The organism is Dankookia sp. P2, assembly GCF_050632255.1.
In the GTDB taxonomy this organism is placed as follows: Bacteria; Pseudomonadota; Alphaproteobacteria; order Acetobacterales; family Acetobacteraceae; genus Paracraurococcus.
In genome coordinates this window covers 4,284,669-4,297,862 of record NZ_CP192581.1, presented here as the reverse complement: position 1 = coordinate 4,297,862, position 13,194 = coordinate 4,284,669, and the positions used below count along the sequence as shown (strand labels likewise).

Below are 13,194 nucleotides of genomic sequence, written 5' to 3'. Positions count from 1 at the left end.
ACATGCATGATCTTCTCGAAGCCTGCCGCCTGGTGGGGCAGGTCGACGTCATCGTCGCCATCCTGGCCTCGGCGGTCTACGGGCTGGTTGTGGGCTCGCTGCCCGGCCTTTCCGCCACCATGGCGACCGCGCTGCTGGTGCCAGTGACCTTCTGGCTTTCGCCGATCGCCGCCATCGCCACGATCATCACGGCCTCGGCCATGGCGATCTTCTCGGGCGACATTCCCGGCTGCCTGCTGCGCATCCCCGGCACGCCGGCGAGCGCCGCCTATACCGACGAAGCCTATGCCATGACCCGCAAGGGCCAGGCGGAGATGGCGCTCGGCGCCGGGCTCTGGTTCTCGGCGATCGGCGGCATCGTCGGCACCCTCTCGCTCGTGCTGATGGCGCCGCTGCTGGCCGAGATGGCCTTGTCCTTCTCGACCTACGAGTATTTCTGGCTCGCCTTCCTCGGCCTGATGTGCGCGACCCTCGTCGCGCGGTCCTCGCCGATCAAGGCCATCGCCTCGATGCTGCTCGGCCTGCTGGTCTCCTGCATCGGCATGGAGAACCCGGCGGGGACGCCGCGCTTCACCTTCGGCCTGACGGACCTGCTGGGCGGGATCGAGCCGATCCCGGCCCTGGTCGGCGTCTTCGCGGTGTCCGAGGTGATGCGGGCCATGGTGACGCCGGAGCCACCGCCGCTGCCCAAGCGCAAGTTCGGCAGCATCCTGGCCAACCAGTGGATGCTGACCAAGAAGTATCAATGGCCGATGTGGCGCGGCAACGTCATCGGCATCATCATCGGCGTGCTGCCGGGGGCCGGCGCCGATATGGCGGCCTGGGTCAGCTACGCCATGAGCAAGCGCTTTTCGAAGGAGCCGGAGAAGTTCGGCACCGGGCACCCGGAAGGGCTGGTCGAGGCCGGCGCCTCCAACAACGCCTCGCTCGCCTCGGGCTGGGTGCCCAGCCTGCTGTTCGGCATCCCGGGCGACACCATCACCGCGATCGCCATAGGCGTGCTCTATATGAAGGGGCTGAATCCCGGCCCGACGCTGTTCACCGAACGCGCGTCGAGCATGTACGCGCTCTACCTCATCTTCATCATCGCCAACATCATCATGATCCCGCTTGGCATCGTCATGATCCGGCTGGCGGCGACGGTGCTGCGGGCGCCGCGGGCGGCGGTGATGCCGGTGATCATGCTGCTCTGCGCGGTGGGCGCCTTCGCCACCGGCAGCAACCTGTTCTCGGTGCTGCTGGTAGGCGTCTTCGGCATCCTGGGCTTCGTGATGGAGCGCAACGGCTACCCCGTCGCGGCGCTGGTGCTCGGGATCGTGATGGGAACGATGGTCGAGCAGAACTTCGTCACCTCCCTCATCAAGTCGGATGGCGACATCCTGCCCTTCTTCGAGCGCCCGGTCTCCGGCGTGCTGGCGGCGCTCACCTTCGGCGCGCTGCTCTGGCCGCTCGGCGTGTGGGTCTGGAACCGCAGCCGCGGCCGCCGGCTGGCCGCGGGCTAGCTCCGGCGCAAGGTTCTGCCACCGGGCCTTGCCGCCCGGTGGCCACCTGCCCTAGCTATCGACGCAACGAAGCGCCCCGCCGGGTGGGGCGCCCGAGGAGGAGACCATCCATGATCGAGCTTTCCCGCCGCACCCTGCTCGGCAGCGGCGCCGCGCTGCTGGCAGCCCCCGCCCTTGCCCAGCCGAAATGGCCGACCCGCCCGGTGCAGCTGCTGTGTCCCTGGGCCGCCGGCGGCGGCACCGATGCCGTGGTCCGCATCGCCGCGACCTTGCTCGAACGCGACCTCGGCCAGCCCTTCAACGTGGTGAACCGCACCGGCGGCTCAGGCGTCGTCGGCCATGCCGCGATCGCCCAGTCCAACCCGGACGGCTATACGCTCGGCATCATCACCTCCGAGATCTGCATGCTGCACTGGCAGGGGCTGACGGAGGTCACCTACAAGAACTTCACCCCGCTGGGTCAGCTGAACAACGACCCGCCCGGCATCCAGGTGAATGCCTCGTCCCCATACAAGACCGCCAAGGACCTGGCGGAGGCCATCAAGGCCAGCCCGCCCGGCAAGTTCAAGGCAAGCGGCACCGGCCAGGGCGGCATCTGGCACCTGGCGCTGGCCGGCTGGCTGATCGCCATGGGGCTGAAGGCCGACCATGTGCGCTGGGTGCCGTCGAACGGCGCGGCGCCGGCGATGCAGGACCTGGCGGCCGGCGGGCTCGACTTCACCACCTGCTCGGTGCCCGAGGCGCGCGCCATGCTGGATGCCGGCCGGGCCCGGAGCCTGGCGGTGATGGCGCCGGCGCGGCTTTCCGCCTTCCCGAACATCCCGACCCTGCAGGAAGCCATGGGCATCGGCTTCACCACCGGCGCCATGCGCATCATCGCCGGGCCTGCGGGGCTGCCGGCCGCGGTGGTGGCCGCGATCGAGCCGGCGCTGAAGAAGGTCTATGACAGCAAGGAATACCAGGACTTCATGAACGCCCGCGGCTTCGGCCTGGTCTATGCCGATGCGGCAGGCGCCGGGAAGGCCCTGGCCGAGGCCGATGCGGCGCTGGGCAATGCGATGAAGGAAGCGGGGCTGGCCAAGGCCTGACCAGCGGCAAGGCTGGGGGAGAAGGTATTCTCCCCCAGGCCCCCTCATCTATTTCTCCGAGTCTGGCATCCGCCGCGCGGCGGCACCCGACCCGCAAAAGGGAAGGGTGGGGTTCGGGGAGGGAACACCTGTTTCCCTCCCCGACCTTCACTCCTCGGGCTCGGTGGTGAACAGCAGCGGATAGCCCTCCCGCCGCCCCGCTTCCGTTGCGGCGGTGGCCTTCTCCTCGGCGACGTCCTTGGTGAAGACCGCGACGACGCAGACGCCGCGCCGATGCGCGGTCATCATCACCCGCCCGGCCTGTTCCTCGGCCATGCGGGATTCCGCCCGCAGCACCCGCACCACGAAGCCGCGTGGGGTGAAGTCGTCGTTGACCAGCAGCACCTTGTGCAGCTTCGGCCGCTCGACCTTCAGGTCCGGCCTCGTGCGGGAAACGGTGATCGGGTCGCTCATCCTAGCCCTCCGGCCAAGCCGTAACCGATGCCCCGCGGCTTACACCCGCCCCGGCCCTCCCGCCAATGCCCTTGCCGCGACGGGCGGATGACCACACTCTCAGGGTTGAAATGGCGGGAGGGCCTGGCGTGGCCGGCTTCAAGAGCACCGAGAGCTACATCGCGTCGCGCGACCTGGAGGTCGCGGTCAATGCCGCCGTCGCGCTGCAGCGCCCGCTGCTGGTGAAGGGCGAACCAGGCACCGGCAAGACCGTGCTGGCGCACGAGGTCGCCGCCTCGCTCGGCCATCCGCTCATCGAGTGGCACATCAAGTCGACCACCAAGGCGCAGCAGGGCCTGTATGAATACGACGCGGTGTCGCGGCTGCGCGACGGCCAGCTCGGCGACGAACGCGTCCACGACATCGGCAACTACATCGTCCGCGGCAAGCTCTGGGACGCCTTCGAGGCCGACCGGCCGCAGGTGCTGCTGATCGACGAGATCGACAAGGCCGACATCGAGTTCCCAAACGACCTGCTGCTCGAGCTCGATCGGATGCAGTTCTTCGTCTACGAGACGCGGCGGACGGTGGTGGCGAAGCACCGCCCCGTCGTCATCATCACCTCGAACAACGAGAAGGAGCTGCCGGACGCCTTCCTGCGCCGCTGCTTCTTCCACTACATTCGCTTCCCCGACCGCGAGACGATGGAGAAGATCGTCCAGGCGCACTACCCCGACATCAAGCAGGAGCTGGCGCGGGAGGCGCTGAACGTCTTCTTCCAGGTCCGTGGCGTGACGGAGCTCAAGAAGAAGCCGGCGACCTCCGAGCTGCTGGACTGGCTGAAGCTGCTGATGATCGAAGACCTGCCGCCCGAGGTGCTGCGCAGCCGGGACCCGAAGACGGCGATCCCGCCGCTCTACGGCGCGCTGCTGAAGAACGAGCAGGACGTGCACCTGTTCGAGCGGCTCGCGTTCCTGAGCCGGCAGCGGCAGCGGTGAAGAATGGGGGAGAGAGGGCTACCTCTCTCCCCCACCCCCACTCACCGCTTTCTCTGAGTCGGGACCCGACTCGGAAAAATAGATGAGGGGGGCTCGGGGGAGAATACCTTCTCCCCCGATCTTCCTTCGGGAGATCCAGGATGCTCGCCCAGTTCATCTTCGCGCTCCGCACCGCCGGCATCCCGGCCAGCATCACCGAATACCTCACCCTCCTGCAGGGGATGAAGTCGGGCGTCGCCGACTACAGCGTCGACGATTTCTACCACCTGTCGCGCGCCACGCTGGTGAAGGACGAGCGCCTGCTCGACCGCTTCGACCGCGTCTTCGGCGAGGTCTTCAAGGGGCTGGAGCCGCCCGAGGGCGACCCGATGCAGCAGCTGCCGGAGGAGTGGCTGCGCAAGCTGACGGAGAAGCTGCTGTCGGAGGATGAGAAGGCGGCGATCGATGCCGCCGGCGGCTTCGACAAGCTGATGGAGCTGCTGAAGCAGCGCCTGGCCGAGCAGAAGGGCCGCCACCAGGGCGGCAGCAAGTGGATCGGCACCGGCGGCACCTCCCCATTCGGGGCCTACGGCTACAATCCCGAAGGCGTCCGCATCGGCCAGGAGGAAAGCCGCAACCGGCGCGCCGTGAAGGTCTGGGACAAGCGGGAGTTCAAGGACCTCGACGGCGACATCGAGATCGGCACCCGCAACATGAAGCTGGCGCTGCGCCGCCTCCGCCGCTTCGCGCGCCAAGGTGCTGCGACCGAGCTTGACCTGCCCGACACCATCCGCGCGACCGCCAACAACGCCGGCACGCTCGACCTGAAGATGGTGCCGGAGCGGCACAACACGGTGAAGGTGCTGCTCTTCCTTGATATCGGCGGGTCGATGGACGACCACATTCGGGTCTGCGCCGAGCTGTTCTCCGCCTGCCGGGCGGAGTTCAAGCACCTCGAGCACTACTATTTCCACAACTGCCCCTATGAGCGGCTCTGGACCAACAACCGCCGGCGGAAGGAGAGCGAGGTCTCCACCTTCGAGGTGCTGCGGAAATACGGGCCGGACTACAAGGCGATCTTCGTCGGCGACGGGGCGATGAGCCCCTACGAGATCATCCAGCCCGGCGGAAGCGTGGAGCACTGGAACGAGGAGACCGGCCAGGTCTGGCTTGACCGGATAACCGGGCATTTCCGCCGCAGCGCCTGGCTGAACCCCATGCCGGAACTGGCCTGGCCGCGCTACCAGTCGGCCCAGATCCTGCACAAGCTGATGGAGCAGCGCATGTTCCCGCTGACCCTCGGCGGGATCGACGCGATGACGCGGGAACTCAGCCGGTAGCGCCGCAGGGCCGGCGCCCGGGCATGAAAAACCCCCGGAGCCTCGCGGCGGCCGGGGGTTTTCGTTGGGGTCAGGCCCGGATCAGGGCAGCGGCTGCGGGTTGGGCGACAGGCTGCGCAGATAGGCGATGACGTTGGCGCGGTCCTGCACGTCCTTCAGGCCGACGAAGCCCATCCGGGTGCCCGGGGCATACTTGGCCGGGGCGAGCAGCCAGTGGTTCAGCTCCTCGTAGTTCCAGGGCCCCTGCTTGCTCTTCAGCGCGGCGGAGTAGTTGAAGCCTTCCAGGTGGCCGTGCGGCTTGCCGACCACGTCATAGAGGTTCGGGCCGACGCCGTTCTTCCCGCCTTCGTTCGCGCTGTGGCAGACGGCGCATTGGCGGCGGAACAGGGCGCCGCCCTTCTCCGGGTCGGCACTGGCCATCAGCGGGCCCACGGCCGGGATCTCGGCCTCGGCAGCGGGCGCGGCCGGGGCGGCGGCAGGCGCTGCCGCAGCGGCCGGGGCAGCGGCGGGCGCCGCGGCGGCACCTGCCGGCGGCAGCGGCGGGGCATTCGGCGAGATCGAGCGCAGATAGGCGATCACGTCGGCGCGCTGCTGCGTATTGCTCAGGCCGGCATAGCCCATGCGGGTGCCGGGCGCGTAGGCGGAGGGCTTGTACAGCCACTCGTTCAGCTCCTGGTAGTTCCAGGGGCCCTGCTTCGACTTCAGCACCGCGGAGTAGTTGAAGCCTTCCATATGGCCATGCGGCGCGCCGACGACGCCGTAGAGGTTCGGACCGACGCCCGCCTTGCCGCCCTGGTTCAGCGTGTGGCAGGCGGCGCACTGCTTCTGGACGATGCCCTGGCCGTTCTCGACGCTGGCATTCGCCAGCAGGCCGGCGATCGGCTCGGGCCCGGCGGGCGCGGCGGCCGGGGCGCCGGCAGGCGCGGCGGTCTCGCCGATCTTGATGGCGCTTTCGTGCGGACGCTCGCCATGCACCAGGAGTTTGCCGACCTGACCGGCCAGCATGAAGGTGATGCCAGCCGTCAGGACGGCGGCGAAGGCCTTGTTCAGTTCAAGCGAGCTCATCGGCGATGGCGTCCTTGGCAACGCGACGGACGAATGGCACCGCGCGCCGGTCGGGCACGGTAGGCAGCCGCGAATGGATATAACCGAAGCGGCGAAGGTCGCAACCCACCCCGGCGGCGATTGCGGGTGGGAAAAGCCGCTTGGAAGCCCCGGGATTGCCAAGGGCCGGGCCCCGCCGCAGCGGGGCCCGGCCCTGTCCTTGACGGGCCCGGCGCGCCGGGCCGAGGCCTACTGACGGATCGGCTCCGGGGCGTCGATCTTGGTCACGGCGTTCAGCTCCGGATAGTCCCGCAGCATGGAGACGCCGAGCAGCGGCTTGTAGGCGCCCTGGTGGCAGGTCCCGCAATTCACCTTCAACGGGTCGCCATGCAGGCCAACGCGCGGCTGGACCGGGCCGGTGGGCGGGCCGTAGGGGTTCGCGGCCCATTGCGGCTGCAGCGGGGTGATGAAGTTGTTGTTCACGTCCCGCACCATGCGGATGCCGTGCCAGGCGTTGGTCCGCTGCGGCGGGCTCTCCTCCCAGGAATACCAGGCGCGGGAGTTGTGGCAGTAGGTGCAGACGACCCCCAGCGAGGTCGACATGTGCATCATCAGCCCGTAGGTCCACTCGGCATCCTTGATGCCGGGCTTCACCGGCGTGACGCGCGGCGCCGGGGTCTGCACCCGGATTTGCGCATCGCCGCTGAGATAGGGCGTGAAGGGATCATAGGGCAGCGAGGTCAGGCCGACCGAGCCGCTGGCCAGGTTCTGCCCCGCAGTGCCGACCGAGAGACCCGCCGCGCGCGGCGGGGTGTCGTTGCGGGCCCAGGAATAGGCCGGCACTGGCTGGCCGCGGTGGCATGTGTAGCAGGTGACGCCGGTCTCCTGCACGTGGCTCTTCCACTCGGCATTGATCCGGGCGGTCATCTGCAACATGCGCCGGGCGACGACCTTGGTGTAGATCTCGTCGGAGGCCATGTTGTTGGGGTTGTGGCAGTAGTTGCACCCCTGCTCCGGCGCCACCCAGCTGGTGAGCGCCGCCATGGTCCGGGCAAACTGGGTGACCGTGAGGTCGCCCAGCACCTGGACATTCTTGTAGATCGCGCCCGCCTTCGGCCCGACCGCGCCGACCTGCGGCACCACGGCCGGGATGGCGTTCTTCGCCAGCGTCACCTGTTCCAGCCGCGGGTTCACCACCTGCTCGATGCCGAGCCCGCGATAGCCGAGCTGGACGGTATCCATCGGCGGCCGCTCGAAGGTGAAGAGCAGCGCGAAGCCGCCGATCAGCGCCGCGGCGGCGCCGGCGGCTTTCAGGGCGTAGCTCATCGTGCACCTCCCAGGGCAGGATCAGGCAGGGCGTTGAAGGCCTCTGGCGGATAGGACGGCGCGAAGGCGTGCTGCATGGCCCATTGGTGCCAATTGTCCACCACCGTGCCGGTCAGCAGGATGCCGATGCCGCCCGTGAGGGGGCACAGCACCGCGAACCACCAGGCCCAGCGATGGATGCTCTCGAAGCTGGCGTTGAAGCCCATGGTCCAGCGCCAGAACAACCCGCCCCGCTCGGCCGCCGTGCCGCGATCGATCGCCAGCTCGATCTCGCGCTCGCCGCCGAAGCGGCCGAGCGCGAGGATGGTCGCGCCGTGCATGGCAAACAGCAGGGTCGAGCCATAGAGGAAGACGATGCTGAGCGCGTGGAACGGGTTGTAGAACAGGTTGCCGTAGCGGATCGACAGCGCCGCGGTCCAGTCGAGGTGTGGGAAGATGCCGAAGGGCACCGCCTCGGACCAGGACCCCATCGCCAGTGGCCGCAGGAAGCCGCAGACGAAGAACAGCCAGAGCGCCGCGGCGAAGGCCCAGGGCACATGGGTCCCCATCCCCAGCGCGCGGGCCCGGCGATAGGTGCGGATCCACCACAGGATGACCGAGAGCGAGAGGAAGAAGCCGGCGACGATCCACCAGCCGCCCTCGTTCAGCGGCGGGAAGCGCAGGCCGTATTTCGGCGCCGGCGGCTCGAGGCGCCAGCCAGAAGAGCTGCCGGACGAACTGGCGGAGGTCCCAGTTGACGCTGTCGAGCATCACCAGGCCGATGATCTCGAAGGCGATGAAGCCACATACGACCGAGAGCAGCCCGGTCATGCCGAGATAGAGCGGCCCGACCTGCGCGTCGCCGAGCCGCCCCAGCAGGTGCCAGTGCCCAGTCTTGGCTTGCCGCTCGACGCTGTCGCGCCCCAGCGGCACCCCGGGATAGGCAGGCCCTACGACCTGTATCCGGGTGAAGATGTTCTGGTATTCGGCCATGGATCGGTCCCTCCCCTTACGACCAGATCGGCAGGTTGAGCCACCAGCCCCACCATTCGGGCCAGCCGCGCGTCCAGAACGGCCCGCTGATGATGATGCAGACGGCACTCCAGAAGCCGGCCGACAGCGCGACGAAGAGACCGAGCCGGTGGATGCCGAGGGTGCCGATCGAGTAGCCGATGAAGTCACGGAAGAAGCTGTTCTCGTGCTCCGAGGTCTTCACCGTCTCGCCCCGCGGCGGGTTGAGCGCCGAGAGCACGAGCGCGCCGTGCAGCGACAGCGCAAGCACCGTGGTGAAGAAGAAAGTCACCGCGATCATGTGTGCCGGATTGTAGTGGAAGTGCAGGTACTGGTACCCGACATTCGACACCCAATCGAGATGGCTGAAGATGCCATAGGGGAAGCCGTGCCCCCAGGCGCCCAGCAGCACCGGCCGGATCACCACCAGCGAGATGTAGGCGAAGACCGCGACGCTGTAGGCGACGGGGATGTGGTACCCCATGCCGAGCTTCCGCGAGATCTCCGCCTGCCGGAAGATCCAGGAAACGAATGCGCCGATCGCGCAGATCGTGATGACCTGCCACAACCCGCCTTCGCGCATGGGCGCCAGGCCGAGACCGTATTTCAGGTCGGGCGGCGCGATATTGATCAGCCACGGATTCCACGTACCGCCGATGGCCGCGCCGTAGAGGATCAGCGCGGTGCCGATCACGGTAAAGAATGCCGTGGTGATGCCGAAGAAACCGACCCAGAACGGCCCGATCCAGAAGTCGAAGAGATCACCCCCGACCAGGGTGCCGCCGCGGACACGGTACTTCTGCTCAAAGCTCAGCATGGACATCGCATGATCCCCTCATCCGCGCGGCGGCGGGGACGCCGTCGCAGGATGCTTCCGACAGGGGCTGGGGCGGGCTTCCGCCCGTCCCGCCCACTGTCGTGAAGCGGACGCCGGCGCGTTACCGCGCGGGCGGACGGGCGGCCACGGCGCCCGGCTGTGCGTTCACCGTCGGCGCGCACCAGCCGAGATGGTCGCAATAGCGGGGCAGAGCTGAGCACCGCGAAGTGGATGACCGCGGCGATGGCGATGACGCCGATGGCCGCAAGCACGAGCGAGCGACGCGGATCGAACAGCATCCACATCTTGTGCATATCTAACATGTTCTTCTCCCCAGGATGCGGGCTGCAAGGCGGCCATGCGGCCGCCCGTCGGCCTTCAGAAGAAACGCCAATCCGGCGGCACTGCCTGGCCGCCGTAAACGAGCGGACGCCACAGCCACACCAGGATATGCGCCCCCATCGACGCGAAGACGGAGAAAGCCCAACCCTTGATCAGCAGGTTGTGGACTTCCTTCGCCTCGTCCTCCGTCAAACCGGAGGGTCCCTTGGAATCCGCCATGTGTCGGACCTCCTAACTGGCCTTGCGGCCGTTACCGCGCAGGTCCCGCGCGGCAGGGATCGGCGCGACGGCGAACGCCGCGCGCGATAGGATACCGGAGCGATCGCCGGGCGCGGTCACGCGACGCGTCCCTCGGCAAGCTCGGCGAGCAGGCGCGCGATGCGCGCGGCAGTGATGGTCGGCTCCGCCGCATCGCGCGCGTCGCGCTCGGCGCGGTCGCGCAGTCGCTTGGCGGCGGAGATGCGGAGCAGGAAGGGCTCGGCTTCCAGGTGCCGCTCGAGCAGCGCCTGCGCCATCGGCTCCCAGGTCTCGGCCGGGCGCGCCGGCGTCGGCTCGACCCGGTCGAGGTCGGTGCCGAGCGGCAGGATGTGGAACAGCGCGTCGAATAGCGCGTTGCAGTATTCCTGGATCAGGTAGGTCGCGCCGGCATAGCCCATGAAGGGCGTGCCGGTGGCGCGGCGGATGATCGCCCCGGGGAAGCTGGCCGGGATGTAGGTGCAGCGCGCCCGCGTCTCGGCGGCGTACATGCGCTCGTTGTAGGATCCGAACAGCACCAGCGGCGGGCTGCGCTTCATCGCCTCCCGCACCGCCGCATTGTCCGGCTTCATCCCCGGCCGCCGGGCGAAGGAGAAGGCGCAGGGCACGCCCATCTCGTCTTCCAGGAAGCGGCGCAGGCCGCGCGCATAGGTCTCGGTCGCCACCACGGCGAAGCTTGCGGTGGCGTAGAAGTCCTGGGTGACGCTGCGCCAGAGATCCCAGATCGGCTTGATGGTGGTGTGCTTCTCGCGCTCGATGAATGGCTCGGGGTCGAGCCCGGTCAGCTCGCCCAGCTTGCGCAAGAAATTGGTGGTGGCGAAGATGCCGAAGGGCGCATGCAGATAGGGCCGGTCCAGCTCCTCGCACAGCTTGCGGCCGAATTCGCGGTATAGGCAAATATTGACGTCGGCATCCGGCAGCCGGGCGATATCCTCGACATGCGCGCCGAGCGGGAAAACCAGGTTGATCTCGCAGCCGATGCCCTCGACCAGGCGCCGCACCTCCGCCAGGTCGGACGGCATGTTGAAGGTGCCGTAGATCGGGCCGATGAGGTTGACCCGCGGGCGCTCGCCCTCCTTGCGGACGCGCGGCCGTACCTTTCCCTTCTTCGCGCCGAACTCGGTCCAGAGCCAATTGATGGCGCGGTCCGCCGCCTGCCACTGGTCCTCGTCGATGGTGCGGGGGATGAAGCGCAGCAGGTTGCTGCCCTCCGGCGTCACCCCGCCGCCGATCATCTCGGCGATCGAGCCGGTGACCACCACGGCGGGAAGGTCCGGGTCCTGCGTCGCCGCGGCGCGGCGCATCGACCCTTCGGTGCCGGTCTTCGAGAGGCTGTCCTCGTCGAGCCCGGTGACGACGACCGGCAGCTCGTGCGGCGGCAGCGCGTCGGTGTAGTGGAGCACCGCCGTCACCGGCAGGTTCTCGCAGCCGACCGGGCCGTCGATCACCACGCGCAGGCCGCGCACCGCGGCAAAGGCGTAGACCGCCCCCAGTAGCCGCCGGCGCGGTCATGGTCGATGACGAGCATCGGTCAGGTCCCCACCGCTTCGATCGCCTTCGCCTTCGCCGCGCGGATCTTGCGCTGGCGGTCGCGGAAGCCGGGCGGGTCGGACGGCCTGCCGGCGAAGCCGTAGCCCGCGCTGTCCTTGGTGCCGACGCCCTCGAAGAAGCCGACCATGCGGCTGAACCGCTCGCGCCCCTTGGTCTGCGCGTTGACGATCGCCGCCATGGACCCGGCGCCGGCCGGCCCGAACAGCGGCCGGGCGGAGACCATGTTGGTGAAGTAGAGCGAGGGGATGCCGAGCTCCTTGCCCCGCTGCACCAGCGGCGTGGTGCCGATGGCGAGGTCGGGCCGGACGTCCTCCATCGCCGCGACATCGTGTTCCAGGCTGGCGCGGTACTGCACATGCGCGCCATGCGCGGTCAGCCAATCGAGGTCGGCGGCGCTCCATTCGGTCTTCGGCAGCGCGGTGCCGACATAGGGCACCTCGGCGCCGGCCTCGATCAGCAGCCGCGCCACCAGCAGCTTGCTGCCCTCGTAGCCCGAGACGGTGACGCGGGCCTTGATCGGGTTGGCGGCGAGCGCGCCGCGCAGCGCCGGCAGGACAGCCTGGCGCGCCGCCTCGATCCGCGGTCCGTCGATCCCGGCAGCGCGGCCGACTGCCTCCAGCCAGGCCATGGTGCCCTCGATGCCGACCGGGCCGGAGCCAATAACGGGGCGTCCCGCAGCGCGGAATTCGCGGATGCTCGCGGTGTAGAAGGGGTGCACCGCGGCGACCACCTCGGCATCCAGGGCGGCATAGAGGTCGCGCCATTCGCGCGACGGCGTCTGCGGCGCGACGCCGAGGCCGAGCGGCTTCAGCAGGCCGGCCACCACCATCGGGTCGGCCGGGAAGAGCTCGCCGACCAGGGCTACGGTGCGCTCATCCTCGACCAGGTTGCGCGGCCGGGCGACCGGGCCGGCTTCGGCCTCGAGCCGCGCATATCTCAGCATCGCCGCGGCGAGCACGTCCTTGGCCTCGGCATGGGTCGGCACGCCGAAGCCGGGAACGTCGATGCCGATGACTCGGACGCCGTCGATCTGCTTCGGCAGCAGGTCGAGCGGCACGCCGGAGGCGGTCGGGACGCAGAGGTTGATGACGACCACGGCGTCATAGTCTTCAGGCTTCGCGGTCTCATGCACCGCGTCGCGGATGTCCTCGAACAGCTTGCCGGTGACCAGCGTCTCGGAATTGAAGGGGACGTAGCCGACCGAGCGCTTGGCGCCGTAGAAGTGGCTGGTGAAGGTCAGGCCGTAGACGCAGCAGGCGCTGCCCGACAGGATCGTCGCCGTCCGCCGCATCCGCAGCCCGACGCGCAGCGACCCGAAGGCCGGGCACATGGATTGCGGCTGGTCGTGCGGGCCGCGCGGGTAGTCCCGCACCAGCTGGTCCATCGCCGCGGACTTCCCCGCGGCGCCGGCGGCCGCCAGCATCGTCTCCCGGCCACCGTGGCATCCGCCGACCTTCGGAGGGAGCGCGTCCATGCTCAGGCGCCTTCGTAGACGACTTCGAGGGACGGCTTCTCGATGACCTCGGCGCC

14 protein-coding genes are annotated in these 13,194 nt (G+C 68.8%); 5 read left to right on the top strand and 9 right to left on the bottom strand.

From position 1 onward, the window contains the following. Positions 1–2 precede the first annotated feature (2 nt). Positions 3–1,502: a tripartite tricarboxylate transporter permease gene (locus ACQ86J_RS25450; RefSeq protein WP_431267724.1), complete on the top strand. Its 1,500-nt coding sequence runs from the start codon at positions 3–5 to the stop codon at positions 1,500–1,502. 110 nt (positions 1,503–1,612) lie between these two features. Beyond that, the gene (locus ACQ86J_RS25445; RefSeq protein ID WP_431267723.1) at positions 1,613–2,590 is read left to right on the top strand and encodes a tripartite tricarboxylate transporter substrate binding protein; all 978 of its coding nucleotides are present in this window, start codon (positions 1,613–1,615) and stop codon (positions 2,588–2,590) included. Positions 2,591–2,737: 147 nt separating this feature from the next. Here ACQ86J_RS25445 and clpS read toward each other — a convergent pair whose 3' ends face one another. Continuing rightward, positions 2,738–3,043 (bottom strand): ATP-dependent Clp protease adapter ClpS, encoded by a 306-nt coding sequence (gene clpS, locus ACQ86J_RS25440; protein WP_431267722.1) that lies wholly within the window; start codon positions 3,041–3,043, stop codon positions 2,738–2,740. A 128-nt stretch (positions 3,044–3,171) separates the two neighbouring features. On the opposite strand from clpS, the gene ACQ86J_RS25435 reads away from it, so the two are divergent. Together ACQ86J_RS25435 and ACQ86J_RS25430 are read left to right on the top strand one after the other, a co-directional pair. Beyond that, complete coding sequence (locus tag ACQ86J_RS25435; RefSeq protein WP_431267721.1) at positions 3,172–4,020, top strand: AAA family ATPase; 849 nt, start codon at positions 3,172–3,174, stop codon at positions 4,018–4,020. 140 nt (positions 4,021–4,160) lie between these two features. After that, positions 4,161–5,339: a vWA domain-containing protein gene (locus ACQ86J_RS25430; protein WP_431267720.1), complete on the top strand. Its 1,179-nt coding sequence runs from the start codon at positions 4,161–4,163 to the stop codon at positions 5,337–5,339. A gap of 81 nt (positions 5,340–5,420) precedes the next feature. On the opposite strand, the gene ACQ86J_RS25425 is transcribed toward ACQ86J_RS25430, so the two are convergent. From ACQ86J_RS25425 to ACQ86J_RS25415, 3 genes are all read right to left on the bottom strand, one after another. Then, positions 5,421–6,404: a c-type cytochrome gene (locus tag ACQ86J_RS25425; RefSeq protein WP_431267719.1), complete on the bottom strand. Its 984-nt coding sequence runs from the start codon at positions 6,402–6,404 to the stop codon at positions 5,421–5,423. A gap of 228 nt (positions 6,405–6,632) precedes the next feature. Next, a complete protein-coding gene (gene pufC, locus ACQ86J_RS25420) occupies positions 6,633–7,709 on the bottom strand; it encodes a photosynthetic reaction center cytochrome PufC (RefSeq protein ID WP_431267718.1) in 1,077 nt (358 codons plus the stop codon). Next, complete coding sequence (locus ACQ86J_RS25415; protein ID WP_431272530.1) at positions 7,706–8,356, bottom strand: hypothetical protein; 651 nt, start codon at positions 8,354–8,356, stop codon at positions 7,706–7,708. The genes pufC and ACQ86J_RS25415 overlap by 4 nt, the downstream gene beginning before the upstream one ends. Between ACQ86J_RS25415 and ACQ86J_RS25410 the strand changes: the two genes are divergently transcribed. Further along, positions 8,301–8,720, top strand: a complete 420-nt coding sequence (locus ACQ86J_RS25410) for a hypothetical protein (protein WP_431267717.1) — start codon at positions 8,301–8,303, stop codon at positions 8,718–8,720. The genes ACQ86J_RS25415 and ACQ86J_RS25410 overlap by 56 nt on opposite strands. On the opposite strand, the gene pufL is transcribed toward ACQ86J_RS25410, so the two are convergent. From pufL to bchY, 5 genes are all read right to left on the bottom strand, one after another. Further along, complete coding sequence (gene pufL, locus ACQ86J_RS25405; protein ID WP_431267716.1) at positions 8,698–9,522, bottom strand: photosynthetic reaction center subunit L; 825 nt, start codon at positions 9,520–9,522, stop codon at positions 8,698–8,700. The genes ACQ86J_RS25410 and pufL overlap by 23 nt on opposite strands. After that, the gene (locus ACQ86J_RS25400; RefSeq protein ID WP_431272529.1) at positions 9,510–9,815 is read right to left on the bottom strand and encodes a light-harvesting protein; all 306 of its coding nucleotides are present in this window, start codon (positions 9,813–9,815) and stop codon (positions 9,510–9,512) included. The genes pufL and ACQ86J_RS25400 overlap by 13 nt, the downstream gene beginning before the upstream one ends. Before the next feature lie 79 nt (positions 9,816–9,894). After that, complete coding sequence (locus ACQ86J_RS25395) at positions 9,895–10,077, bottom strand: hypothetical protein (RefSeq protein ID WP_431267715.1); 183 nt, start codon at positions 10,075–10,077, stop codon at positions 9,895–9,897. Positions 10,078–10,193: 116 nt separating this feature from the next. Then, the gene (gene bchZ / locus ACQ86J_RS25390; protein WP_431267714.1) at positions 10,194–11,579 is read right to left on the bottom strand and encodes a chlorophyllide a reductase subunit Z; all 1,386 of its coding nucleotides are present in this window, start codon (positions 11,577–11,579) and stop codon (positions 10,194–10,196) included. Positions 11,580–11,644: 65 nt separating this feature from the next. Then, positions 11,645–13,138 carry a chlorophyllide a reductase subunit Y gene (bchY, locus tag ACQ86J_RS25385; protein WP_431267713.1) on the bottom strand — a complete coding sequence of 498 codons (1,494 nt, stop codon included), beginning with the start codon at positions 13,136–13,138 and terminating at the stop codon, positions 11,645–11,647. Positions 13,139–13,194: the final 56 nt, after the last annotated feature.